This is a genomic window from Bradyrhizobium sp. (assembly GCF_035935975.1).
Taxonomy (GTDB): domain Bacteria; phylum Pseudomonadota; class Alphaproteobacteria; order Rhizobiales; family Xanthobacteraceae; genus Bradyrhizobium.
In genome coordinates this window covers 345,348-369,145 of record NZ_DASYWN010000055.1, presented here as the reverse complement: position 1 = coordinate 369,145, position 23,798 = coordinate 345,348, and the positions used below count along the sequence as shown (strand labels likewise).

The 23,798-nt window shown below is 63.8% G+C and carries 21 protein-coding genes; 19 read left to right on the top strand and 2 right to left on the bottom strand.

The features are described 5' to 3' along the window. The first annotated feature begins 65 nt into the window (after positions 1–65). From VGR99_RS35365 to VGR99_RS35315, 11 genes are all read left to right on the top strand, one after another. Positions 66–1,274 (top strand): deoxyguanosinetriphosphate triphosphohydrolase, encoded by a 1,209-nt coding sequence (locus VGR99_RS35365; RefSeq protein ID WP_326904574.1) that lies wholly within the window; start codon positions 66–68, stop codon positions 1,272–1,274. Positions 1,275–1,283: 9 nt separating this feature from the next. Further along, entirely contained in the window at positions 1,284–3,074 is a 1,791-nt protein-coding gene (argS, locus tag VGR99_RS35360; protein WP_326904573.1) for an arginine--tRNA ligase, read from the top strand. A 140-nt stretch (positions 3,075–3,214) separates the two neighbouring features. Further along, on the top strand, positions 3,215–4,771 hold the full coding sequence (locus VGR99_RS35355) for an SPOR domain-containing protein (RefSeq protein WP_326904591.1): 1,557 nt from the start codon (positions 3,215–3,217) through the stop codon (positions 4,769–4,771). Positions 4,772–4,823: 52 nt separating this feature from the next. Further along, positions 4,824–5,852: a beta-N-acetylhexosaminidase gene (gene nagZ / locus VGR99_RS35350; RefSeq protein ID WP_326904572.1), complete on the top strand. Its 1,029-nt coding sequence runs from the start codon at positions 4,824–4,826 to the stop codon at positions 5,850–5,852. Then, positions 5,849–6,688 carry a segregation and condensation protein A gene (locus tag VGR99_RS35345; protein WP_298245628.1) on the top strand — a complete coding sequence of 280 codons (840 nt, stop codon included), beginning with the start codon at positions 5,849–5,851 and terminating at the stop codon, positions 6,686–6,688. Before nagZ ends, VGR99_RS35345 begins: the two co-directional genes overlap by 4 nt. A 21-nt stretch (positions 6,689–6,709) precedes the next feature. Next, positions 6,710–7,462 carry an SMC-Scp complex subunit ScpB gene (scpB, locus tag VGR99_RS35340; RefSeq protein WP_326904571.1) on the top strand — a complete coding sequence of 251 codons (753 nt, stop codon included), beginning with the start codon at positions 6,710–6,712 and terminating at the stop codon, positions 7,460–7,462. A gap of 167 nt (positions 7,463–7,629) precedes the next feature. Then, the gene (locus VGR99_RS35335) at positions 7,630–7,863 is read left to right on the top strand and encodes a twin-arginine translocase TatA/TatE family subunit (protein WP_326904570.1); all 234 of its coding nucleotides are present in this window, start codon (positions 7,630–7,632) and stop codon (positions 7,861–7,863) included. Between the two features lie 88 nt (positions 7,864–7,951). Beyond that, positions 7,952–8,515, top strand: a complete 564-nt coding sequence (gene tatB, locus VGR99_RS35330; RefSeq protein WP_326904569.1) for a Sec-independent protein translocase protein TatB — start codon at positions 7,952–7,954, stop codon at positions 8,513–8,515. Beyond that, positions 8,512–9,324, top strand: coding sequence for a twin-arginine translocase subunit TatC (gene tatC, locus VGR99_RS35325; protein ID WP_326904568.1), 813 nt, complete (start codon positions 8,512–8,514; stop codon positions 9,322–9,324). The genes tatB and tatC overlap by 4 nt, the downstream gene beginning before the upstream one ends. Positions 9,325–9,520: 196 nt before the next feature. Beyond that, positions 9,521–10,852 carry a serine--tRNA ligase gene (gene serS / locus VGR99_RS35320; protein ID WP_326904567.1) on the top strand — a complete coding sequence of 444 codons (1,332 nt, stop codon included), beginning with the start codon at positions 9,521–9,523 and terminating at the stop codon, positions 10,850–10,852. Positions 10,853–11,007: 155 nt separating this feature from the next. Then, positions 11,008–11,382, top strand: coding sequence for a hypothetical protein (locus tag VGR99_RS35315; protein WP_326904566.1), 375 nt, complete (start codon positions 11,008–11,010; stop codon positions 11,380–11,382). On the opposite strand, the gene VGR99_RS35310 is transcribed toward VGR99_RS35315, so the two are convergent. Further along, the gene (locus VGR99_RS35310; RefSeq protein WP_326904565.1) at positions 11,379–12,185 is read right to left on the bottom strand and encodes a hypothetical protein; all 807 of its coding nucleotides are present in this window, start codon (positions 12,183–12,185) and stop codon (positions 11,379–11,381) included. The genes VGR99_RS35315 and VGR99_RS35310 overlap by 4 nt on opposite strands. Positions 12,186–12,362: 177 nt before the next feature. On the opposite strand from VGR99_RS35310, the gene surE reads away from it, so the two are divergent. Further along, positions 12,363–13,130 carry a 5'/3'-nucleotidase SurE gene (gene surE, locus VGR99_RS35305; RefSeq protein WP_326904564.1) on the top strand — a complete coding sequence of 256 codons (768 nt, stop codon included), beginning with the start codon at positions 12,363–12,365 and terminating at the stop codon, positions 13,128–13,130. 28 nt (positions 13,131–13,158) lie between these two features. Here the strand turns inward: surE and VGR99_RS35300 are convergent, their stop codons facing one another. Then, entirely contained in the window at positions 13,159–13,530 is a 372-nt protein-coding gene (locus tag VGR99_RS35300; RefSeq protein ID WP_326904563.1) for a response regulator, read from the bottom strand. Positions 13,531–13,767: 237 nt separating this feature from the next. On the opposite strand from VGR99_RS35300, the gene VGR99_RS35295 reads away from it, so the two are divergent. The 7 genes from VGR99_RS35295 (at position 13,768) to VGR99_RS35265 (ending at position 23,558) form a co-directional block, all read left to right on the top strand. Continuing rightward, positions 13,768–14,418, top strand: a complete 651-nt coding sequence (locus tag VGR99_RS35295) for a protein-L-isoaspartate(D-aspartate) O-methyltransferase (protein ID WP_326904562.1) — start codon at positions 13,768–13,770, stop codon at positions 14,416–14,418. Positions 14,419–14,527: 109 nt separating this feature from the next. Next, complete coding sequence (locus VGR99_RS35290; protein WP_326904561.1) at positions 14,528–15,931, top strand: LysM peptidoglycan-binding domain-containing M23 family metallopeptidase; 1,404 nt, start codon at positions 14,528–14,530, stop codon at positions 15,929–15,931. A 433-nt stretch (positions 15,932–16,364) separates the two neighbouring features. Next, the gene (locus tag VGR99_RS35285) at positions 16,365–17,351 is read left to right on the top strand and encodes a formylglycine-generating enzyme family protein (protein WP_326904560.1); all 987 of its coding nucleotides are present in this window, start codon (positions 16,365–16,367) and stop codon (positions 17,349–17,351) included. Positions 17,352–17,471: 120 nt separating this feature from the next. Beyond that, the gene (locus VGR99_RS35280) at positions 17,472–19,142 is read left to right on the top strand and encodes an arylsulfatase (protein WP_326904590.1); all 1,671 of its coding nucleotides are present in this window, start codon (positions 17,472–17,474) and stop codon (positions 19,140–19,142) included. Positions 19,143–19,326: 184 nt separating this feature from the next. Continuing rightward, positions 19,327–20,364, top strand: a complete 1,038-nt coding sequence (locus VGR99_RS35275; protein ID WP_326904559.1) for an HAD family hydrolase — start codon at positions 19,327–19,329, stop codon at positions 20,362–20,364. Between the two features lie 266 nt (positions 20,365–20,630). After that, positions 20,631–22,058 (top strand): outer membrane protein, encoded by a 1,428-nt coding sequence (locus tag VGR99_RS35270; protein WP_326904558.1) that lies wholly within the window; start codon positions 20,631–20,633, stop codon positions 22,056–22,058. Positions 22,059–22,466: 408 nt separating this feature from the next. Next, complete coding sequence (locus VGR99_RS35265; protein ID WP_326904557.1) at positions 22,467–23,558, top strand: SphA family protein; 1,092 nt, start codon at positions 22,467–22,469, stop codon at positions 23,556–23,558. Positions 23,559–23,798 lie beyond the last annotated feature (240 nt).

Here is a 23,798-nt window from a genome sequence, read left to right as displayed (position 1 = left end):
TCCCGCGTCCGGCATAGTTAAGTGCAAGGATACGCAGAATCAAATGGATAGGGACTAAATTCGTCGTGTCCGTCGGAATGGCAGCCCCCCGCGCGCCCTATGCCTGCGATCCCGATCGCAGCCGCGGCCGGCTGGTCGCCGAGCCGCCGAGCCGGACCCGCAGTCCGTTCCGGCGGGATTGCGACCGGGTAATCCATTCCACCGCGTTCCGCCGCCTGAAGTACAAGACCCAGGTGTTCGTGTTCCACGAGGGCGACCACTACCGCACCCGGCTGACCCATTCGCTGGAGGTGGCGCAGATCGCCCGTGCGCTGGCCCGCCAGCTCGGACTGGACGAGGACCTCACGGAAACGCTGGCGCTCGCCCACGATCTCGGCCACCCGCCGTTCGGGCACGCCGGCGAGCGGGCGCTGGATGCCTGCCTGAAGGATTTCGGCGGCTTCGACCACAATGCCCAGGCCCTGCGCGTCGTCGGCTCGCTCGAGCACCGCTATCCCGAGTTCGACGGGCTCAACCTGACCTGGGAGTCGCTGGAGGGCATCGTCAAGCACAACGGCCCGCTGACCGATCGCAGCGGCGCGCCGGTCGGACGCTATCGCGAGCACGGCATTCCCGTCGGCATTGGCGACTACATCAAGCTCTATGATCTCGAATTGTGGAGCTTCGCCTCGCTCGAAGCACAAGTAGCGGCGATCGCCGACGACATCGCCTACGACGCCCACGACATCGACGACGGCCTGCGTGCGGGCCTGTTCGATCTCGACGATCTCAAGGTGATGCCGCTCACGGCCGAGATCATCGCGGAGACCTCGGCGCATTACCCCGACCTTGAAGACGTCAGGCGCGGCGCCGAGCTGGTGCGCGAGCTGATCTCGCACCTGATCGGCGCGGTATTCGCGGAGACGCAGAAGAACCTCCATGCCGTGAAACCGCAATCGGCCCAGGACGTCCGCCAGCAAAGCCGGGCGCTGGTCGCGTTCCCCGCCGAGGTCGCCGAGGAGGAGGCCGCCATCAAGCGCTTCCTGTACCAGCACATGTACCGCCACAAGCGGGTGATGCGGGTGATGGGCGAGGCGGAGCAGATCCTGTTCGACCTGTTCGCGAAATACCTGAAATCGCCCGCTGAGCTGCCGCCGGAATGGCTGCTCGGGGCGGAGGCGGACGATGAGGGCGACCGGGCCCGGCGGATCGGCAATTTCATTGCCGGAATGACGGACCGCTTTGCCCTCACCGAGCACCAGCGGCTTTTTGACTCGACCCCGGATTTGCGTTAGGCGGCGCCCATGCCCGACACATCCTCATCCCTGCACCTGTTCGCCGACGTGCTCGCACGCGTGCACGCCGCCTGCCGTACGCTTGCGGCGGAAGCCAGCTGGCCCGAGGGCATCGATTTCTCGCGCGTGGTGGTCGAGCCGCCCCGCGACGCCACCCATGGCGACATGGCGACCAACGCCGCGATGGTGCTTGCGAAAGAGGCAAAGGCGAAGCCGCGCGACCTCGCCGAGCAGATCGCCGAGCGGTTGCGCACCGATGCGCTGATCGCCAAGGTCGACGTCGCCGGTCCCGGGTTCATCAACCTGACGCTCAAGCCGGCGGCCTGGGCTGAGGCGCTGCGCACGGTGCTGCGCGAGGGCGCCGATTACGGCCGTGTCCGCGGCGGCTCCAAGGTCAATGTCGAGTACGTCTCGGCCAACCCAACCGGACCGATGCATGTCGGCCATTGCCGCGGCGCCGTGTTCGGCGATGCGCTGGCGAGCCTGCTCCAGTTCGGCGGCCATGACGTCACCCGCGAATATTACATCAACGACGCCGGCGCCCAGGTCGACGTGCTCGCGCGCTCCGCGTTCCTGCGGTATCGCGAGGCGCTCGGCGAGGACATCGGCGCGATCCCGGAAGGGCTCTATCCCGGCGACTATCTGAAGCCGGTGGGCACTGCGCTCGCGAAGGAGCACGGCGACAAGCTGCTCGCGATGAGCGAGGCCCAGTGGCTGCCGACGGTGCGCGCCAAGGCGATCGCGATGATGATGGACGAGATCAAGGATGATCTCGCCGCCCTCAACATCCGCCACGACGTGTTCTTCTCTGAGCGCTCGCTGATCGAGACCGGCAACAACAAGGTCGCCGAGACCATCGATTTCCTGAAGGCCAAGGGCGACATCTACGAAGGCCGCCTGCCGCCGCCCAAGGGCGCGCCGGTCGAGGACTGGGAAGACCGCGAGCAGCTGCTGTTCAGGGCGACCGCTTACGGCGACGACGTCGATCGGCCGCTGATCAAGTCGGACAATTCCTACACCTACTTCGCCTCCGACATCGCCTACCACAAGAACAAGTTCGACCGTGGTTTCGCGGAGATGATCGACGTCTGGGGCGCCGATCATGGCGGCTACATCAAGCGCATGCAGGCGGCGGTGAAGGCGACGACCTCGGGCAAGGGATCGCTCGACGTCAAGATCGTCCAGCTCGTGAAGTTGCTGCGCAACGGCGAGCCGGTGAAAATGTCCAAGCGGAGCGGGGACTTCGTCACCTTGCGTGAGGTGGTGGATGAGGTCGGCCAGGACGCCGTCCGCTTCATGATGCTCTACCGCAAGAACGACGCCGTGCTCGACTTCGACCTCGCCAAGGTCATGGAACAGTCGCGCGATAACCCGGTGTTCTACGTCCAGTACGGCCACGCCCGCGGTCACTCGATCTTCCGCAACGCGCGGGCCGAGGTGTTCCCGGAACTGCCTGACGATTCGGACAAGCGCATTGCCTGGCTCAGTGAATCGGCAGTTGAGCGGCTGTCGGACCCGGTTGAACTCGATCTTCTGAAGCGCCTCGCAATTTATCCGAGGATGCTGGAAGCCGCCGCCGCGGCCCATGAGCCGCACCGTATTGCCTTTTATCTCTATGACTTAGCGAGCGAATTTCACGCACTTTGGACGAAGGGGCGCGATTTGCCCTATTTACGCTTCATTATCAATAATGATGCAGATCTTACAAAGGCGCGACTGGCGATGGTCCAGGGCGTCGTCTCGGTCCTGGCATCGGGCCTCGCCATCCTCGGCGTCCATGCCCCGGACGAGATGCGGTAGTTTGGGGCGAACTACTTAAGAGGAATTTTGGGGGTAACCGGCAGAAGCCGGATCGCTTAGACTTGGTTGAAGCCTTGTGGGTCGAAAGCCGCGCCTTGGTCGAGGGGCGCGCGGCTTTCCCGAAGGGACGCATCATCACGATGGCCGAACGATATCAGGAAAGACCGTTTCCCTCCGATGACTATGGTCGCGGTGGCGATCAGCATGGGAAGGCGGAAAATGATCCCTTGGCCGAACTCGCCCGCCTGATCGGACAGACCGATCCGTTCGCAGCCCAGGGGCGCCCGGGCGCGCCAGCGCCGGCAGGGGCCACCCAGAACTATCAGGACTACCAGCAGGACGGCTATCACCAGGACTATGCCGAGCAGGCTCCGCCGCCGCCGGGGCCGCCTTCATGGATCCGGCGCGCCAATGTGCAGCCGGAGCCGGCCCCCGCGCCGGAGCCTGATTATCCCGTCTCAGCCAACCCGGTTCATCCGTTGCATCGCTATTCCGCCCAGCCGACCGCGCCCGAGCCCGAGTTTCAACAGCCGCAGGCCTATCAGGACCACGGCTATCAGCAGGCTCAGAGCTATCAGGATCAGGCTTACCAGCAGCACGATCAGGCGTATCAGGACCAAGCCTATCAGGAGCCGTATCAGCAGCAGCCCGATCCGTCGCGTTACGACGATGCGCTGTATGGGCGGCTGGAGTCGGGCGAGCAGGATTACCAGCGCGAGCCTGCTTATCCCGACGATCCCTACGCGTTCCAGAGCGACTATCCCGAGGCTGATCTGGACGAGCCGAAGAAGCAGCGCGGCGGCATGATGACCGTCGCGGCGATCCTCGCGCTCGCCGTGGTCGGCACCGGCGCGGCGTTCGCCTACAAGACCTACGTGGGCTCGCCCCGCAGCGGCGAGCCGCCGATCATCAAGGCCGACAACACCCCGACCAAGATCGTGCCGGCGCCGACGGATTCCGCAACCAAGGTGCCTGATCGCATGGTCACCGGTGACGGCGGCGAGAAGATCGTGCCGCGTGAGGAAGCGCCCGTCGACGTCAACGCCAGAGCGAGCGGTCCCCGCGTCGTGTTCCCACCGCTGAACCCGAATGCCAATCCGCCGCCGGTGGCAAGTGTCTCGCCGTCCGCGGCCATGCAGCCAGGCGCGGGTCCAGTTCCGAGCAACGGGACGATGCCGAACAGCGCGCCGCGGGCGATCAGGACCGTGGCCGTGAGGGGTGATCAGACCGATAGCGGCACGCCACAATCGGCGGCGGCCGCCAAGCCGTCCGCAACGGCGCCGAAGCCCGTTGCCGCACCCGCTGCACCGGCCGCGCCGCGCAATCCGCCGACCTCGGCCAATGCCAGCGCCAACCAGCCGCTCTCGCTGGCGCCGCAGTCAGAACCGGCGCAGCGGATGGCTGCGACCAACCCGACGCAGATCGCGCCGAGCGCTGCTCCCGATACGGGCGGCGGGGGCTTCCTAGTGTCGGTGACCTCGCAAGACACCGAGGCTGCCGCCCGGTCGTCGTTCCGTGTGGCGCAGGGCAAATACGCCTCCGTGCTGGGCTCCCATTCGCCTGTGATCAAGCGGGTGGACCGGCCCGACGGCACGGTCAAATACCGTGCGATGGTTGGGCCTTACAAGACGCGGCAGGAAGCCAGCCAGTTCTGCAAGGAGCTGATGGCGGCCGGCGGGCAGTGCTTTATCCCGTAGTATTATCGGCCGTTTCCTTGACCCTCTGACGGGGCAGGGTTAATCGGCCGTTATGAGCAAGCGGGCCTTCATTACCGGCGTTTCCGGAACGGAACTGACCGCTATCGAGCGGGAGTTCATCCGTGCCGAACGTCCGTGGGGCTTCATCCTGTTCAAGCGCAATGTCGCGACACCGGCTCAAGTGGCTGCGCTGGTTGCGGAATTGCGGGCAGTTGCAAACGCGCCCGATGCGCCAATCCTGATCGATCAGGAGGGCGGGCGCGTACAGCGGCTGGGTCCGCCGCACTGGCCGGTCTATCCGCCGGGAGCAGTATTCGCGAGTTTGTACGATGCCGATTCGGCGCTCGGCCTCACGGCGGCGCGCCTCAGCGCCCGCCTGATCGCCGCCGATCTCGCCGATCTCGGCATTACCGTAGATTGCTTGCCGCTGGCTGACGTGCCGGTGCAAGGTGCCGATGCCGTCATCGGGAACCGGGCCTACGGCACCGAGCCGGGCAAGGTTGCCGCGATCGCCCGTGCGGTGACCGAGGGCCTGGAGCAGGGCGGCGTGCTGCCGGTCCTCAAGCACATCCCCGGCCATGGCCGGGCCACCGCCGACACCCATTTCAAGTTGCCGACGGTCGATACGCCCAGGGACGAGCTGGAACAGACCGACTTCGCGGCGTTCAAGCCGCTGGCGGATCTGCCGATGGCCATGACTGCACATGTTGTGTTTAGCGCGGTCGACCCCGCCCATCCGGCGACGACTTCTGCGACAATGATTGCTCAGGTGATTCGCGGCGCAATCGGGTTCCAAGGTTTGTTAATGAGTGATGACGTGTCGATGAACGCGCTGTCGGGGAATATCGCCGAACGGACTCGCGCCATCTTCGCGGCCGGTTGCGACATAGCCCTGCATTGCAACGGCAACATCGAGGAGATGCGCGAGGTCGCCGGCCAGACACCGGAATTGTCGGGCAGGGCACTGGAGCGCGCGAACGCCGCGCTCGCCGCACGCAAGGCACCGCAGGCGTTCGACCGCGTGGCCGCGCGCGCCGAACTGGACGCATTGATCGCACGGGCAAACACGGCATCCGCATGACCGCAGAAATCCTATCGTTTGAAACCGGGCGGCCCGCAGAGCTCGCCGAGGGCGAGCCGGCGTTGGTGGTGGACGTCGAGGGGTATGAAGGCCCGCTCGACCTGCTGCTCGCGCTGGCGCGGCAGCAGAAGGTCGATCTCGCCAAGATATCGATCCTGGCGCTGGCCGATCAGTACCTCCACTTCATCGAAGCCGCGCGAAAGATCCGGCTTGAGCTTGCCGCCGACTACCTCGTCATGGCGGCGTGGCTCGCCTTCCTGAAATCGCGCCTGCTGCTGCCGGAGCCGCCGAGTGCGGAAGGGCCGAGCGCCGAGCAGATGGCGACCGCGCTGGCCAACCGGCTGCGTCGTCTGGAAGCTATTCGCGAAGCCGCCAATCGGCTGATGAACCGTCAGCAATTGCTGCGCGATATCTTCCCGCGCGGCGAGCCCGAGCAGATCGCCGAGATCAAGCATCCGAAATACACCGCGACGCTGTACGACCTGCTGACCGCCTATGCCTCGCAGCGCCAGTCGCGTGTGCTCGCGAGCGTGCATCTGGCCAAGCGCACGGTGTGGTCGCTTGCGGAAGCGCGCGCCACGCTGGAGCGGCTGGTCGGCAGCATCACCGAGCAGGACGATTGGGGCGTGCTCGACGACTTCCTGATCCGCCACGTCGCCGATCCCACGCAGCGCGCGACGGTGTTCGCCTCGAGCTTCGCCGCCGCGCTCGAACTGGTGCGTGAAGGTCAGCTCGAGCTGAACCAGAAAGAGGCGTTTGCGCCCATCTATTTCCGGAAGGGGCGTCCTAAACCGGTCCCGGACGCAGCTCCTGCGCCCGACGCGCCGGTCGCTTAAGTGCAAGAAGGAGAATCTGCCATGGCAAGCCTGGCTGAAGTGCGGGTAGAAGAGGCCGAGCCGATGGAGAACGAATCCCAGGCACGTCCCGAAGAATTGCGGCTGCTGGAAGCGCTGCTGTTCGCCTCGAGTGAGCCGCTGGATACCGCGACGCTGGCCAAGCGCATGCCTGACGGCGTGGACGTCAAGGCCGCGCTCGAGCAGCTCCAGGCCGACTACGCCTTGCGCGGCGTGAATCTCGTGCGGGTCGCCAACAAATGGACCTTCCGCACCGCCGGCGATCTGTCCTGGCTGATGACGCGCGAGAGCACCGAGACCCGCCGCCTGTCGCGCGCGGCGATCGAGGTGCTGGCGATCATCGCCTATCACCAGCCGGTGACGCGTGCCGAGATCGAGGAGATCCGCGGCGTCGTGACCTCGAAGGGCACGCTCGACGTGCTCTTGGAGACCGGCTGGATCAAGCCACGCGGCCGCCGCAAGACGCCCGGCCGTCCGCTGACGTTCGGAACCACCGAGGACTTCCTGTCGCAGTTCACGCTGGAACAGCTCGGCGACCTGCCGGGTCTGGAGGAGCTGAAGGGCACGGGCCTCTTGGATTCGCGCCTGCCGACCGGATTCAGCGTCCCGACGCCGTCGGATGACCCGGCGCTGCGCGAGGACGAGGATCCCCTGGAACCGGGCGAGGAGCTTGATCTGGCGCTGGCGCCTGCGGTCGAGCCCGAGACGCCGCCGGAAGGCGGCAATGAGGGTGGCGAGGCCGGCAGCGAGGAGTGATCCTCCGGCCTTCTACGGGCCCCCTGCGACCAGTTAACACTAGCAAGATTACGTAGCGCCAACAGCGAATTGGCGTTGCCTTGGTCCTTGTTTTTGAGGCCTGCCAAGCCTACGTTCCGGTCAAGATCGGCCGGGTCCCCGGCCATGCGTGTTTGGAGGGTTGCAGGATGGGTTCACTCAGCATTTGGCACTGGATCTTGGTGATCGCGGTGGTCCTGCTGCTGTTCGGCCGCGGCAAGATTTCGGATCTGATGGGCGACGTCGCCCAGGGCATCAAGGCCTTCAAGAAGGGCATGCAGGACGACGACAAGGTCGCCGACAAGCCCGAGCCGGCCAAGTCGCTCGAGCACAATGCCGCCCCGACTGCGGCCCGGTCCGACGTCGGCAGCAAGGCCGTCTGAGCCAGAGAGCACGCGAGACGCGGGTAGCGGCCCCGATCCTGCGCGCAAGGGATTGGGCCGGCTGCGGCTGGCGTGAACGGAAGACCTCATGTTCGACATCGGGTGGAGTGAACTGGTCCTGATCGGGGTCGTGGCCCTGATCGCCATCGGCCCGAAAGAGCTGCCGGGCGTGCTGCGCATGGTCGGGCAATGGATGGGCAAGGCCCGCAAGATGGCCGCCGAATTCCAGGGCCAGTTCCAGGAAGCGATGCGCGAGGCCGAAATGGCCGACCTCAAGAAGAGCTTCGACGAGGTCAAGGAAGCCGCGACCGGCTTCGCCAGCAACAATCCGCTGACCTCGCTGCAGAAGGACGTCAGCGACGCGCTCCGCGTCGATGCGCTCGACAAGCCGGCCGAGACGCCGACCACCTCGGCGGCGATCGAGCCGCCTGCGACTTCAAGCGAAGCACCGGTGACTTCAAGCGAAGCACCGGTGACCCCGACCACTCCGGAAGCACCGACACCGCAGACCTTCGTGGAAGCCGAGGCGCATGCGGCGGTGAACGAGCCGCTCGCCATCACCCGTGAGGTCGAGCAGGCACAGGTTACGCAGACCTCGGTGACGCAGGACACCGCGCCATCCGAGGCGATCAAGGACGCCAAAGCGTCATGACCGACGCCGATATCGAGGCCAGCAAAGCCCCTCTGATGGACCATTTGATCGAGCTGCGTTCGCGGCTGATCAAGGCGCTGCTCGGCTTCGGCCTGGCCTTCATCTTCTGCTTCTTCTTCGCCAAGCAGATCTACAACGTGCTGGTCTGGCCGTTCGTGTGGGTCGCGGGCCCCGAGAACTCGAAGTTCATCTACACCGCGCTGCTGGAATATTTCATCACCCAGCTCAAGCTTGCGCTGTTCGGCGCCGGATTCCTCTCGTTCCCGATCGTCGCGGGACAGATCTACATGTTCGTCGCGCCGGGCCTCTACAAGCACGAGAAGCAGGCCTTCGTGCCGTATCTGGTCGCGACCCCGTTCTTCTTCGTGCTGGGCGCGGCGCTGGTCTATTTCGTCGTGCTGCCGATGCTGGTGCGGTTCTCGCTCGGCATGCAGCAGGCCGGCAGCGACGAGACCGCACAGATCCAGCTCCTGCCCAAGGTCGGCGAATATCTGTCGCTGATGATGTCGCTGATCTTCGCCTTCGGCATCGCCTTCCAGCTCCCGGTGATCCTGACGCTGCTCGGCCGCATCGGTATCGTCACCGCGAAGATGCTGCGTGAGAAGCGCCGCTATTTCATCGTCATCGCCTTCGTGATTGCGGCGGTGCTGACGCCGCCCGACGTGCTCAGCCAGTGCTCGCTCGCGATTCCCCTGCTGGCGCTCTACGAGGGCTCGATCATCGCGGTGGCGATGGTGGAGAAGAAGGCGGCTGCCTCGCAGGCAAGCACCGGCACCGACGTGTCGACGCCGGCCAATCCGGCCGAGTAGGGGCGAGCACCGCGGTCATTCCCCGCCAATGCGGGGAATCCAGTACGCCGCGGCCCCTCCAGGAATCACTCCCGTCTCTGGAATACTGGATCGCCCGCTTTCGCGGGCGATGACAGCCGTGCTAGGGGAAGCCAGCCATTTGCACGACTGCGAATCCTGGATTTGCAGGCTTGCAACAAGCCTCAGGACCACGGCCATGCACGACATCAAATCGATCCGCGACAATCCGCAAGCCTTCGACGCCGGCCTCGCCCGGCGTGGCCTGAAGCCGTTGTCGGGCTCGCTGCTCGCGATCGACGAGAAGCGGCGCGCGGCGATCCTGGCCTCGGAGCAGGCGCAGGCGCGGCGCAATGCAGCCTCCAAGGAAATCGGCGACGCCAAGAAGGCGAAGGACGAGGCGCGCGCGGCCAAGCTGATGGCTGAGGTTGCCGAGCTCAAGACCACCATGCCCGAGCTTGAAGCGGCCGCGAAGGCTGCCGACGAGGAGCTGACCAGGGAGCTGTCGGAGATTCCGAACATCCCGTTCGACGAAGTGCCCGACGGCGTCGACGAGCACGGCAACGTGCAGCACCATGTGTTCGGCGACAAGCGCAACTACAGCTTTGCGCCGAAGCTGCATGACGATCTCGGCACCGCGCTCGGCTACATGGATTTCGAGGCAGCGGCAAAGCTGTCCGGTGCGCGCTTCGTCGTGCTGAAGAAAGGGCTGGCGCGGCTCGAACGCGCGATCGGTCAGTTCATGCTCGACCTGCACACCAACGAGCACGGCTACACCGAGATCAATCCACCGCTGCTGGTGCGCAACGAGGTGATGTTCGGCACCGGGCAGTTGCCGAAATTCGAGGACGATCAGTTCTGGGCGATCAAGGGTGAGCTGCTCGCATCGCCCGATCACGCGCGGCTCAAGACCGAGCGCCTCGGTCTCATTCCGACGGCCGAAGTCTCGCTCACCAACCTCGCGCGCGAATCCATTCTCGACGAGAAGCAATTGCCGATGCGGCTCACCGCGCTGACGCCGTGCTTCCGCGCCGAAGCCGGTGCGGCCGGACGCGACACGCGCGGCATGATCCGCCAGCATCAGTTCACCAAGGTCGAGCTGGTCTCGATCACGACGCCCGAGACCAGCAAGGACGAGCTGGAGCGGATGCTGTCCTGCGCCGAGCAGGTGCTGCAGAAGCTCGACCTGCATTACCGCGTGATGACGCTCTGCGCAGGAGATATGGGTTTTTCGTCGCAAAAAACCTACGACATCGAAGTGTGGATGCCTGGGCAGGGCGACGGCGGCATGTTCCGCGAGATCTCGAGCTGCTCGGTGTGCGGCGATTTCCAGGCGCGGCGCATGGATGCGCGCTCGCGCGGGCCGGACGGCAAGCCGCGCTTCGTGCACACGCTGAACGGCTCCGGCACCGCAGTCGGCCGCGCGCTGATCGCCGTGATGGAGACCTATCAGCAGGAGGACGGCTCGATCGCTGTTCCCGATGTGCTCCAGCCCTATATGGGCGGACTGAAGGTGGTCGCGCGCGATTAGAGCGTTTTCAAGCGAAGTGGGTACCGGTTCGCGTCAAGAAAACGCGTCAAACTAGATAAGGCGCATTGCCGGTCTGAAGCGAGCGAAACGTTTGGTTGCGAAGATCGGGCGGCCGGTTATCCTGCCGGCCACCCGACAACGCGAACCGATCGTTCATGGCCTTGCACCGCGACATCTTCTGGGTTGGTCGACAATGGGCGGTGACGGGTGCCGGCATCCAGGCCGTTGATCAGCGCTTGCGCGGCGTGCTCGACATCGGGATCGCGCGGCTCTGGGACGATGATCTCGTGCAGAGCCGGCGGGCCAAGCCCGGCGTGAACGCTGCCGATTTCGACAAGGCGCTGACGGTGGCGCGCGAACGTTTTCCCAACACACTGGTCGATATGCCGGCGTCAGACCCGATCGTTGCGCAACTCAAAGCACTCGGCGTGATCGAGACGCCGGTCGTCAGCCCGGTCGTGCCGGCGATGAAGCTGCGCGCCGAAGGCCGGCTCGCGCGCTTCCTGCCGCAGTGGCGCATCCGCCGCTAATATTGCATCGGGCTCGAATAACTCGGCGCCATTCGCAGCAGCGTCCCGGGATCGATCGTCTGCGACCGGTGCCGTGCCGGCACGCAGCCGTGACGTGTCGCGACCAGGCCCTTGGCACAGGTGCGCGACCGCTCGGGTTCGTCGGATGACAGTCCTGGCGATGATGACGTTGGGGATGCCTCCGGCTTGGTTGCTGCCGTGGCGCAAGGGCCCTCGCGCGGGCAGCGTTTCGGCACGCATCTGCCGCGCGACAATTCGAGGTCATAGACCTGTCCGGACATCGTCACCTGGCCGTTACACAGGCACTCGCCGCTGATCGTCATGGCGCCGCCCAGGCAATTCTCCGCGTTGGTCCGCACGCAGGTGCCGCCGGGATCGTTGCCTGCGGGCATCAACTGGAATCCGGCGGGGCAGGCGCATTGGCCGTTGCTCGCGGTGCCGCCGATGCAGGTGATGGTGATCAATGCGCGCGGCGGCGCAATTGGTGGAGGCAGCGCATCGGCGACACAGATGTTGCTCGCCGCGTCGAGATGACTGTCGGCGGGGCAGGCCGGCTGGACGGCCGTTTCGCTGCGGTCCGGCACAGCGGGCGGGCTCGGAAGCTGCGTTTCCACCGGTGGAGCGAGAGGGGCTGCCTTGGCTACGCAGGCGCCGCCCCGGAACTCCTGCCAGGGGAAGCAGCGGTCCACGGCCCCTGAATCCTTTGAATCCTGGGCCTGTGCCGGAAGCGCTGCGAGCGCGTTCAGGCCAAGGCCGGCACCAAGGCCTACTCCAAGGCACATCAGGGCTGCAAAGCGGGTCATGGGGCGTCCCGTCGCCACAGGATATCCTCCGAAAATAGGATACGGTGCTGCGCCGCGGCAATGAGCTAGATCACAAATGCGGTCTGCTCGCCGGCGCCCCGACGGCGGTGTCCGGTTTGCCTGATCGGCCCCAGCCGGATAAGACGGCCCAAACGGCTTGAGGAATCGACCTTTCGCATGCGCATTCTCTGCACCAATGACGACGGCATTCACGCTCCCGGCCTCAAGGTCGTGGAGGAGATCGCCAAGGCTCTGTCCGACGACGTCTGGGTGGTCGCGCCCGAGCTAGACCAGTCCGGCGTGTCGCATTCGCTGTCGCTGAACGATCCGCTGCGCCTGCGCGAGGTCGGCCCGCGGCACTTTGCCGTGCGCGGCACGCCGACCGACTGCGTCATCATGGGGGCGCGGCATATCCTCGGCACCAAGCCGCCGGACCTCGTGCTGTCGGGCGTCAACAAGGGCCGCAACGTCGCCGAGGACGTGGTCTATTCCGGCACCATCGCCGGTGCGCTGGAAGGCACCATTCTGGGCCTGCCGTCCTTCGCGCTGTCGCAGGAGTTCAGTGTCGAGACCCGCGACCGGCCGCAATGGGACACCGCGCGCCAGTTCGGCCCCGACATCCTGCGCAAGGTGATCAAGGCCGGCATTCCCAAGGATACCGTCATCAACGTCAACTTCCCGTCCTGCGCGCCGGAGGACGTGCTCGGCATTCGCGTCACCCGGCAGGGCAAGCGCAATCTCGGCTTCCTCAAGATCGACGAGCGCAGGGACGGCCGCAACAATCCCTATTTCTGGATCGGCTTCGAGCGCGCGGCGATGATGGACACGCCCGCCGAGGGCACCGATCTCGCGGCGCTGCGCGAGCGCTACGTCTCGGTCACGCCGCTTCGGCTCGACCGCACCAACGAGGCGTTTTCGGAAGCGCTGAGTGCGACGCTGAAATAGCAGGCTACGGGGCCGGCAGTCGTGACAACTAGCCGCCGCGAAGGGCGGCTTCGATGGTCTTGCCGAGCGCGTCGAGCTGAAATGGCTTTTGCAGCGCCGGCCGGTCGCGGTACTGCTCGGGCAGGCCGGAGGAGCCGTAGCCGGTGGCGAAGATGAACGGGCAGCCCTTGGCCTTGATGACGTCGGCCACCGGCGAGATCACCTTGCCGTTGACGTTGACGTCGAGGATGGCGATGTCGAACTGGGTTGCCTGGGCGAGCCGCAAGGCTTCGGTGATGTCGCCGGCCTCGGCTGCGACCTTGTAACCGAGCTCCTCGAGCATATCCGCGACCATCATCCTGATCATCACCTCGTCTTCGACGAGGAATACAGAGCGGCCGGAAAGCCCTGTCGCGGTCATTGTCGGTGAGTCCTTGCCCATTTCGGAAAACGTTCGCAGATAACACGAATCGACGCAATGCGCGTTTCGGCGAACGGACGCCTGAAAATGGCCTTTGCTAGTCCTGTGCAAGCCGATTTGTGATCAAATACCGCGACCAAAAGGCTATCATGGGTTCCTGGACAGGAACAGGATTCGTGCCCGTGCCTTGGCGATCGCAAGCGCCGATCCGGACCTGACGAAACGATATAAGCAGCGATGACCTCCAATCAGCACCCGCCGGAAAAGATGATGTTTCAGCTCACGCTGAGGCGTCGCGGCATCAGCGATCAGACGGTGCTGCGGACCATGGAGGAGGTGCCGCGCGACGAGTTCGTCGACGCCGCCGATCGCGAGGGCGCCTATCGTGACAGCGCGCTGCCGATCGCCTGCGGGCAGACCATCAGCCAGCCCTTCGTCGTCGCCTACATGACCGAGCAGCTCCAGCTCCAGAAGAAGCACCGCGTGCTCGAGATCGGTGCCGGCTCGGGCTACCAGGCGGCCGTGCTGTCGAAGCTCGCAGGGCAGGTGCTGACGGTCGAGCGTTACCGCAAGCTCGCGGACACCGCGCGCGCCCGGCTTGAAAAGCTGGAGTGTCACAATGTCGAGGTGATGCTCGGTGACGGTCTCAACCTGCCGCCCAATATCGGCCCGTTCGACCGCATCATCGTGACCGCGGCGGTGGAGCAGCTTCCCGAGAACCTGGTCGAGCGGCTCGAGGTCGGCGGCATCCTGATCGCCCCGGTCGGCCCGCATCAGGGCGTGCAGACGCTGGTCCGGCTGACCCGGACGGAGACCGGGATCGAGCGCAGGGAACTCGTCGAGGTCCGCTTCGTGCCGGCGCTGCCCGGGGTGGCCCGGGAGCTGTAGAATTCCGGATCGGCTGTGCTGCCAACATCTTATTGGGAGGGTTAAGCCGTTATTTACTCGCGACGTGTTTACTTAAAAGACCAGTTCTGTTGCGTACGAGTGAGTAACCATGTCTGTCGTCGCCGAGTTGCTTTACTCGCGCCGCGTACCGCAGGTCGCGGTGCTGGCGCTGATCTCCTTCAGCTTCGCAGGGTGCAGCGCCGACATGTCGTCGCGCCTGTCCCAGTCGAACTTCTCCAACCCCTTCGCGTCTGACCAGACCGGCTCGGTGCAGCAGGCACCGCCGCCGCAGCAGCGTGAGCTGCCGCAATATGCGCGGCCGCAGACGCAGCCGGGCTATTATCAGTCGCAGCCCTTGCCGCCGCCGGCGGTGTCGGCGCCGCAATCCTATCCCGTTGCGAGCGGTGGCGGCGTGTCCGGAGGCGGGCGCGGGGTCGGCTCCTACGCGCCCCCGGCGCAGCCGCATCTTGAAACCACGGCCGCCGTGCCGCCGCGCTCGGTTGCTGCAGCGCAGCCAGCCGGCGGGACCAAGATCATCGTCGGCACCAGCGACACGCTCGACGTGCTCGCCAAGCGCTATCACGTCACGCCGCAGGCAATCCTTGCCGCCAACGGCTACAAGGGCCCGCGCTCGCTCTCGCCCGGTCAGCAGCTGATCATCCCGCACGCGGGCGCTGTCGCCGCTGCGCCCGCGCCGGCGATGGCTCCGGTTGCGGCGGCTCCCGCGCTGGCGCCTGCTGCGAAGCCGGTTGCCGTCATGGCGGCGCCGCCGAGCTCCCACTTCGTCAATCGTGGCGACACGCTCGCCAGCATCGCCCGCAAGAACCACATCTCGGCGGCTGAGCTGGCCCGTGCCAACGGCCTCGATCCCTCGGCCAAGCTCAAGCTCGGCACCAAGCTGACCGTGCCCGGTGCAAAAACCGCCGCCGTCGCGGCGCCGGTTGCTGCGGCTCCGGTCGGTGCTGCGCCGGTTGCGGGCACGCTCCAGCCGGTCGCTGCGGCTCCTGCGCCCGCCATCAAGATGGCCGCTGCCGCCGCGCCCGTGCAGAGCGCGCGCCTGGCCCAGGCCACGGCCAATGTCGAAGAGAAACCCGCTGAGGCTCCGGCGAAAGCCGCCGAGACCACCAGCTCGCTGCCGACCTTCCGCTGGCCGGTCCGCGGCAAGGTGGTCACGACCTACGGCGCCAAGACCAATGGCAAGTCCAACGACGGCATCAATCTCGCGGTGCCCGAGGGGACGCCGGTCAAGGCGGCCGAAGACGGCGTCGTTGCCTACTCCGGCAACGAGCTGAAGGGTTACGGCAATCTGGTCCTGGTTCGGCATTCCAATGGCTACGTCACCGCATATGCCCATGCGAGTGAGCTGCTGGTGAAGCGCGGCGATACCATCAAGCGCGGTCAGGTCATTGCCAAGTCGGGTCAATCAGGTGAGGTGGCGTCGCCGCAGCTCCACTTCGAGATCCGCAAGGGATCGAGCCCGGTTGACCCGCTTCAATTCCTGAACGGGGCGTGAGGCGCGCGCTTCCCGAAGCCGCGCACGCGACCACCACAAGCCCGCTGTCATCGTCCGCCTTGTGCGCAATTGCGCACTGGGGCGGACGATCCAGTCATTCAGAGACAGCAGTCGCTAAGCCGGGAAGCTGCCGCGAACCATCAAGTCGCGAGGCCGCGAAAAGGAATGAGATCAGGTTCGGCCTGTAGCTTTTGTGGCCGAACAATCAAATGATCGAAAAACAACTCCATGCAAAGTAGCCGATGGCTACCGATGCGATGTCCTAATGTTCTGAATCTGCTTCGGTTTCGATGGCGCAGCAGACATAGCGGGACGTGCTGGCGACCCAGCGCCGTCGTGAAAGAGCCGACCAGGTTCCCTTGATTTAGATCAACCTGGACGCGTCCCGCTCCGTGTCTCTAGCAGCGCAGGCCGCACGGGTCCGGAGTTCGGCATGAAGTTGGCTGATGCGACATCGTCGCGACAATCGCGCTTGCATCCGCCAGGTGAGGGGATGCTGTACGTGCCGGGCGGCACGTTTCGCATGGGGTCGGATCGGCATTATCCGGAGGAAGCGCCGGTCCACCGCGTGACCGTGGATGCGTTCTGGATGGATTGCCATCCAGTAACGAACCGGCAATTTAAGGCGTTCGTCAAGGCTACCGGCCACGTCACCGTTGCCGAGATTGCGCCCGATCCAAAGGACTATCCCGGAATTCTCCCGCACATGATCTATGCGGGCTCCCTGATGTTCTCGCCGCCCGCGTATCCGGTCAGTCTTCGGGATTTCAGCCAGTGGTGGACCTTCGCCAAAGGCGCGGACTGGCGGCATCCCTACGGGCCGGGCAGCGACATCCGCGGGCTGGACGATCATCCCGTCGTGCATGTCGCCTTCAGTGACGTGATCGCTTACGCAAAATGGGCCGGCAAGGATTTGCCGACCGAAGCGGAATGGGAATTTGCGGCGCGCGGCGGACTGGACGGCGCCGAATTCGCATGGGGAGATGAATTTGCGCCGGGGGGCCGTCACATGGCCAACACCTGGCAGGGCGAATTTCCACGCCAGAACACTGGGGACGACGGATACGAACGGACATCGCCGGTCACCGCGTTCCCGCCGAACGGCTACGGGCTGCACGATATGATCGGCAACGTCTGGGAATGGACGTCCGACTGGTACTCGCCTCGGCATGAAGCTGACGCAGCAAAAGCCTGCTGCATTCCAGAGAACCCGCGCGGCGGCCGCGAGGCCGAAAGCTACGACCCCAGAACGACCAACGTCAGGATTCCACGCAAGGTCATCAAAGGCGGTTCGCACTTGTGCGCGCCGAACTACTGCAGACGCTACCGGCCGGCTGCGCGGCATGCGGAGCCGATCGACACATCGACGAGCCACCTTGGATTTCGGTGCATCAGGCGAGGTGCCCCTAACGCATCATAACGGGAGAGCGACGCCATGTTGAACTGCATGTTCGATGACAAGCTTTCGGTCGCAATGCCATCCAAGACATCAAGTTGCTACAAGAGGTCCTACGCCTCGCTGCTTGGCGCGACGATGTTGATGTCGCTGGCCGGGGCAGCCAGCACGCCGGCGACCGCGCAGCCGGCACAGAAACCCAATATCCTCTTCATCATGGGTGACGACATCGGCTGGATGCAGCCGAGCATCTACCACCGCGGCCTGATGGTCGGGGAAACACCCAACATCGATCGCATCGGCAACGAAGGCGCGATCTTCATGCATTATTACGCCGAGCAGAGCTGCACGGCCGGCCGCAATGCCTTTTTCACCGGCATGAATCCGCTGCGCACCGGGATGATTCCTCCGCAACTGCCCGGCAGCCCGTCCTATCTGCGGCCCGGCACCCCGAGTCTCGCCAAATTCCTGCTCGATCTCGGCTACAACACTGGCGAGTTCGGCAAAAATCACCTCGGCGATCACACCGACGCGCTGCCGACCGCGCACGGCTTCCAGGAATTCTGGGGCTACCTGTATCATCTCGACGCCATGCAGGGCGTGAGTTTCCCGGACATCAACAAGTCCCCGACCCAGCAGACGGTTGCTCCGCCATGCAAGAATACGCCGATCCCCGGCATCGCGGAGGTACCGGGCGCGGTCGATCCGCAAACGACGGTTTGCCTGACGCCTCCGCGCAACGTCCTGTCGTGCAAGTCGGATGGTACAAGCAGGACGCAGCAGTGCGTCGACCAGGGCCCGCTGACGCTCGAACGATCGAAGGGGGTCGACGAGGAAATCTCGGCCAAGGTCATCGACTTCATCGATCGCAACGACCCGAAGACGACGGGCAAGCCTTTCTTCGTCTGGTACAACCCGGCGCGCATGCACGTCACCACCGTGCTGAACGACAAGTACATGGCCATGGTCGGCGAACCGGGTGGCAAGGACTGGGGCGTCAACGAAGCCGGCATGAAGCAGATGGACGACAACATTGGCTATGTGCTGAAGAAGCTCCAGGACATGGGCCAGCTCGACAATACGATCGTCGTGTTCACCACCGACAACGGCGCCGAGACGTTCACCTTCCCGGACGGCGGCACGACCCCGTTCAAGGGCTCGAAGATGAACACCTGGGAAGGCGGCATGCGCGCTCCGTGTGTCATTCGCTGGCCGGGCGTCATCAAGCCTGGAACGGTCAAGAACGACATCTTCGCATCGCTCGACTGGCTGCCCACGCTTGTCAACATCGCCGGCGGAGCCAAGGGCGATGCGCTGAACAAGCGGATCATGGCCGGCTCCTATCCGGGCATCGTCAAGACCAAGCTCGATGGCTTCGATCAGACCGAGTACCTTTCCGGACGTTCGGAAAAGTCGGCGCGCGACACCTTCTTCTACTATTCCAGCAGCCATCCGTCGGCTGTGCGCTACAAGAATTGGAAGATGTATTTCGCGATCGCGCCCGAAACCCCGACGGGTTTCCTCTCGCCGGGAGTCCAGACCCAGTTCGCAGCCGGCATGGTTAACCTCAAGCGCGATCCATTCGAGACGTCGTGGGGCGATGAGAAAAAGGCGAGCTTCTGGTTCAGCGGCGCGCTCGCCGGGCCGGTCACGGCTTACATATACGACTGGAACCTGCTGCCGATCGGGCAGGTGCTGTGGCTGAAGGAGCTGGAATCCTACAAGGAGTTCCCACCCCTTCAGGATCCGGCGAGCTACAACCTGGATCAGGTTTTGGATCAGCTCAAGAAGGGTCAGGGGCACCCGAGCCAGTAGCTCGGATGCTTGCGGGTAATGCGGGCGCCCGACACAGGGGCGCCCGCCAATCCACTGCGCTCAGAATCCGACTGTTCACGAAGCAGCGTGCCGACAAGCGTGCAACGAACAGCAACGATGCACGGACCTCGCACGCAGCTTCAATGTTGAGTGGTGCGGACCGCACAGTCGAAATGGATCGGCAATGAAACAGATCATGCGATTTCCACATCCTGACCGTCGCGCGCTGCTCTCGTCTCTGGCGATGCTTCCGTTTCTATCTGCCGCTCTGCGTTCCACGTCGGCCGTGGCCCAGACGCAAACCGGTTCTCTACCATCCTGGAATGAGGGTCCGACAAAAGCTTCGATCGTCGACTTCGTCGCACGAGTCACAGAGAATGGCGGTCCCTATTTCGTGCCGCCCGATCAACGCATCGCGACCTTCGACAACGACGGGACGCTCTGGGTCGAACAGCCGATGTATGTGCAACTCGCTTTTGCGCTGGATCGTGTGAAGGTTCTCGCGCCGATGCATCCGGAATGGAAGGACCAGCAGCCCTTCGCGGCGGTGCTGAACGGCGACCCGAAGGCGCTTGCAGCTTTCGGAGAGAAGGGCGTAGCCGAGCTGGTGGCGGTGACTCACGCCGGCATGACGACAGCGGAGTTTGAGAAGATCGTCACAGACTGGCTTGCGACCGCACGTGATGCCCGTTTCAAGCGTCCGTATACCGAACTTGTCTATCAGCCCATGCTCGAACTGCTGGCTTACCTCCGCGCCAACGGTTTCAAGACCTTCATCGTGTCAGGTGGGGGCATCGAATTCATGCGGCCATGGACCGAGAGGGTTTATGGAGTTCCTCCCGAGCAGGTCGTCGGATCGTCAATCAAGACCCGATACGAAATGCGTGACAGCACGCCGGTTCTGTTTCGTCTGCCAGAGGTCGATTTCATCGACGATAAGGCCGGCAAGCCGATCGGGATTAACAGCCACATTGGCCGGCGTCCGATCGCTGCTTTCGGCAACTCCGATGGCGACCTCGAAATGCTGCAATGGGCGACGCTCGGGACCAGTGGCGCGCGGTTCGGCCTGATCGTTCACCATACCGATGCAGAACGTGAATATGCCTACGATCGCCAATCGCATTTCGGCAAGCTCGATGTCGCTCTCGATGCCGCAGCGGTGAACAGGTGGACCGTCGTGGACATGAAGAAGGACTGGAAGAGGATCTTTCCGTTTGATTAGAGGCGAAACCGCCAGGCTCCCGGTTGCGGGGATATGTTGCGCTAAATGCACGCTATCGGGCAGGGCACGACAGCCAAGTTTCAGCTTGTGGTCAATTCACAACGGATATCGGGCGTGGAACATGCCTTGCCTGCAGGCTGCAACCCAGCTGATCGACATCTCGCTGGGTGTGTCCCATATGAGACAGTGAAAAATAACGCTTTGTAGTTGGATGAGAAAGCGACGGGAAAGTCTGGCAATATCGTTGCCCGACATGGGAGCGTGCCATGAAGTCGTTCCTTGCGGCTCTGCTCGCTATCTTCGCGAGCGTCACCGCGCGTGCTGCGGATATGCCAGTGAAGGCTCCGATCGCTCTTCCGCCGCCATACAATTGGTCAGGGTTTTATCTTGGAGCAAATGTTGGTGGGGCCTGGACCAGCGGCAGCCTGAACATTCCAGGCAACAATTTATACGGCGGGCTGACGGAATTCATCGGTGGCGTCCAGGCTGGCTACAATTTCCAGGCCGGCCATCTTTTGTTTGGCGTGGAAGGTGATTTCGATGGGGCGACGTTTGGTCATCCCGCGCTTCCCACACCTACGCTCGGCTCAGTGAGCCAGAACTGGATTGGGACATTAGCAGGCCGTGTCGGCCTCGTGGAGGATCGTTGGCTTGTGTACGGCAAGTTTGGCGGTGGCTGGGTGCAAAGCAATGCCTCGTTGAACTTTCCCGGTGTCACTTGGCAGGGGTCCAATACCAGTTCCGGCTGGCTGGCTGGGGCGGGCATCGAGTACGGCTTCAAATCGCATTGGACGCTCAAACTCGAATACGATCAGATTATGCTGGGAAACTGGACTTCGGCCACGGTCCCGCCAATCCCGCTGAACCGCAACCTTCAAATGGTCAAGTTCGGTGCGAACTACAAGTTCGAGAGCGGCGGTTCTGATGCAGTCGAACGGACACGCGCTGCCGGTTCTGCCAGGCCTGCGGACGAAGACTTGGCGAAGCAATCGCAGAACCCTATCGCCGATCTCGTCAGCGTTCCGTTCCAAAGCAATACGAATTTCAACGCCGGACCGTTCAACCGCACCCAGGAAGTACTCAACATTCAGCCAGTCGTGCCGCTGCGCCTCAACGCAGACTGGAACCTGATCTCGCGCACCATCATGCCCGTGATGAGTCAACCTAGCCCGATATTTAACAGCAATACGAATGGCATTGGTGACATCACTCAGGAGTTCTTTTTGTCACCCACCCATCCGGGCACTTTGATCTGGGGCGTCGGTCCAGTCTTTACGATCCCGTCCGCCACTGATCCGATTCTCGGAACGGGTAAGGTGTTGTTCGGTCCGACCGCCGTTGCCCTCGTAACGCCCGGACATTGGGTGATCGGCGTGCTGGCCAACAATCAGTGGTCAGTTGGCGGCAATCCGTTGCGGCCGCCGGTGAATCAGTTTCTCGTGCAGCCGTTCGTCAACTACAACATGGCGCACGGGTGGTACCTGACAAGTTCGCCGATTATCACCGCAAACTGGCTGGCTGCACCGGGTCAGCAGTGGAACGTCCCAATTGGTGGCGGCTTTGGTCGATTGTTCAAGCTCGGCGACCAGCCAGTGAGTGCGTCGATCCAAGGGTTTTATAACGTGGTTAGACCGGATGGCGCGCCGACGTGGCAACTGCGTTCGTTTTTCTCCCTGCTATTCCCGGAGAGGTGAGGGGCGTCTGCTAACGAGTGAGGTTCGGAAATTTCTGGTCGCGTACCCTCGTCCGTTGCATGACCGGATCGGTCTTGTGCTGCCGACTGAGATACGAGGTATCGTTCTTGCGTTGGGTTTGAGAGAACCGATCTGGGCGGCCACGCGAAAACGGCAAAACAGTCGCTTTGATCGAGACAGTTTTTGTAAGGCGCAATCGTGCGGCGCTATGAGGAATCGGCAAATCAGCAGGCATGCACTCAGGAAATTGTGGCATGGAAGGCACAGTCTCCCGCTAAGGATGCACAAGCTGGGAAAGCGTCGATACCGCATAGACGCGCTGTGGTAGCGTCTACTTCGTTTTCCGGGTCCTCACACGGCCGGATTGTTCTTCGGTTGTGCGGAGGGCAGAAGAGTGGGGATCGGCAGATGCAGATAAAGAGCAGGAAGTCGGTATCGACGGCTGGTTTCGTTTGTCGGCTGGGCGCGGCGGGAATTGCCACCTTACTCGCGCTCCCCAATGATGCGGCGCGAGCCGATGAAGGCGGCGTCAGCTTCTGGATACCCGGCTTCTTTGGCAGCCTCGCCGCCGCCCCCGCGCAGGCGCCCGGCTGGTCGGTGACCTCGATTTATTATCACACCTCGGTTTCCGCCGGCGCCGACGTGGCGCGGGCACGCGAGATCACGATCGGTCGCATTCCCGCGAATCTGAACGTCAACGTGAATGCGAACGTCAAGGCGAATGTGGATCTTGGCCTTTTGGTCGGGACCTACACCTTTGCGACACCGGTGCTGGGCGCGCAGGCCCAAGCCTCGCTGTTGGGAGTCTACGGGTCCAACTCGACGTCGCTGGCGGGATCGCTGGTGGGGACAGTGACGGGACCAGGCGGCGGCGTATTGCCATTCTCGCGCTCCGACAGCATCAACAGCTCGATCATCGCATTTGGCGATCTGCTCCCGATGTTCCAGCTGAAATGGAACGCCGGTGTCCACAACTACATGACCTACATCACCGGGGACATCCCGGTCGGGGCCTATCAGTCGGACCGTCTTGCGAATTTGGGGCTTGGGCATTGGGTAATCGACGCCGGCGGCGGCTACACCTATTTCGACCCAAAGACCGGGCGAGAAGCATCGGCGGTGCTGGGATTTACCTACAACTTCGTAAACCCTGCCACCCAATATCAGAGTGGCGTCGACATGCACTTCGACTGGGGCGTGTCGCAATTCCTCACCAAGCAGTGGCAGGTCGGCTTGGTGGGTTACGCCTATCAACAGCTCGGCTGCGACAGCGGCTCCGGCGATCGCGTCGGCTGCTTCCGATCGCGGGTGCTCGGCGTCGGACCGCAGGTCGGCTACATTTTCCCGGTTGGAGACATGCAGGGATATCTGAACCTGAAGGCCTACGGCGAATTCGCCAATGAAAATCGGCCAGCGGGCTGGAACGTCTGGCTGACGTTCAATCTTTCGCCCGCGGCGGCAACGCCGCCGACACCCTCGAGGCACATTTTTACTAAGTAGGATCAGCGATGCCCCTACGGCAAATCGGCCATCTGGCTGGAATACTTGGCTGACTTTTGCGATCTCGCCCGCCGCGCCTGAAAGCACCGTTGCGTCAGGCGGTCAACGGCCGCTCGACGATCGAACGCTCAATGTCGTGCTTGCGCTTGTGTTCGCAACATCAGTCCTTGGCCCGGTTCTGACCGGAAGGAGGAGCGCGATGCTACACGCCGCCAGAACCGGTTCTCATGCACACGCGCC

What these genes read in the sequence shown, in the direction of transcription:
- argS (WP_326904573.1), top strand. Translation starts at nt 1,284, where the DNA reads ATGCCCGACACATCCTCATCCCTGCACCTGTTCGCCGACGTGCTCGCA.
- VGR99_RS35355 (WP_326904591.1), top strand. Translation starts at nt 3,215, where the DNA reads ATGGCCGAACGATATCAGGAAAGACCGTTTCCCTCCGATGACTATGGT.
- nagZ (WP_326904572.1), top strand. Translation starts at nt 4,824, where the DNA reads ATGAGCAAGCGGGCCTTCATTACCGGCGTTTCCGGAACGGAACTGACC.
- VGR99_RS35345 (WP_298245628.1), top strand. Translation starts at nt 5,849, where the DNA reads ATGACCGCAGAAATCCTATCGTTTGAAACCGGGCGGCCCGCAGAGCTC.
- scpB (WP_326904571.1), top strand. Translation starts at nt 6,710, where the DNA reads ATGGCAAGCCTGGCTGAAGTGCGGGTAGAAGAGGCCGAGCCGATGGAG.
- VGR99_RS35335 (WP_326904570.1), top strand. Translation starts at nt 7,630, where the DNA reads ATGGGTTCACTCAGCATTTGGCACTGGATCTTGGTGATCGCGGTGGTC.
- tatB (WP_326904569.1), top strand. Translation starts at nt 7,952, where the DNA reads ATGTTCGACATCGGGTGGAGTGAACTGGTCCTGATCGGGGTCGTGGCC.
- tatC (WP_326904568.1), top strand. Translation starts at nt 8,512, where the DNA reads ATGACCGACGCCGATATCGAGGCCAGCAAAGCCCCTCTGATGGACCAT.
- serS (WP_326904567.1), top strand. Translation starts at nt 9,521, where the DNA reads ATGCACGACATCAAATCGATCCGCGACAATCCGCAAGCCTTCGACGCC.
- VGR99_RS35315 (WP_326904566.1), top strand. Translation starts at nt 11,008, where the DNA reads ATGGCCTTGCACCGCGACATCTTCTGGGTTGGTCGACAATGGGCGGTG.
- VGR99_RS35310 (WP_326904565.1), bottom strand. Translation starts at nt 12,185, where the DNA reads ATGACCCGCTTTGCAGCCCTGATGTGCCTTGGAGTAGGCCTTGGTGCC.
- surE (WP_326904564.1), top strand. Translation starts at nt 12,363, where the DNA reads ATGCGCATTCTCTGCACCAATGACGACGGCATTCACGCTCCCGGCCTC.
- VGR99_RS35300 (WP_326904563.1), bottom strand. Translation starts at nt 13,530, where the DNA reads ATGACCGCGACAGGGCTTTCCGGCCGCTCTGTATTCCTCGTCGAAGAC.
- VGR99_RS35295 (WP_326904562.1), top strand. Translation starts at nt 13,768, where the DNA reads ATGACCTCCAATCAGCACCCGCCGGAAAAGATGATGTTTCAGCTCACG.
- VGR99_RS35290 (WP_326904561.1), top strand. Translation starts at nt 14,528, where the DNA reads ATGTCTGTCGTCGCCGAGTTGCTTTACTCGCGCCGCGTACCGCAGGTC.
- VGR99_RS35285 (WP_326904560.1), top strand. Translation starts at nt 16,365, where the DNA reads ATGAAGTTGGCTGATGCGACATCGTCGCGACAATCGCGCTTGCATCCG.
- VGR99_RS35280 (WP_326904590.1), top strand. Translation starts at nt 17,472, where the DNA reads ATGTCGCTGGCCGGGGCAGCCAGCACGCCGGCGACCGCGCAGCCGGCA.
- VGR99_RS35275 (WP_326904559.1), top strand. Translation starts at nt 19,327, where the DNA reads ATGAAACAGATCATGCGATTTCCACATCCTGACCGTCGCGCGCTGCTC.
- VGR99_RS35270 (WP_326904558.1), top strand. Translation starts at nt 20,631, where the DNA reads ATGAAGTCGTTCCTTGCGGCTCTGCTCGCTATCTTCGCGAGCGTCACC.
- VGR99_RS35265 (WP_326904557.1), top strand. Translation starts at nt 22,467, where the DNA reads ATGCAGATAAAGAGCAGGAAGTCGGTATCGACGGCTGGTTTCGTTTGT.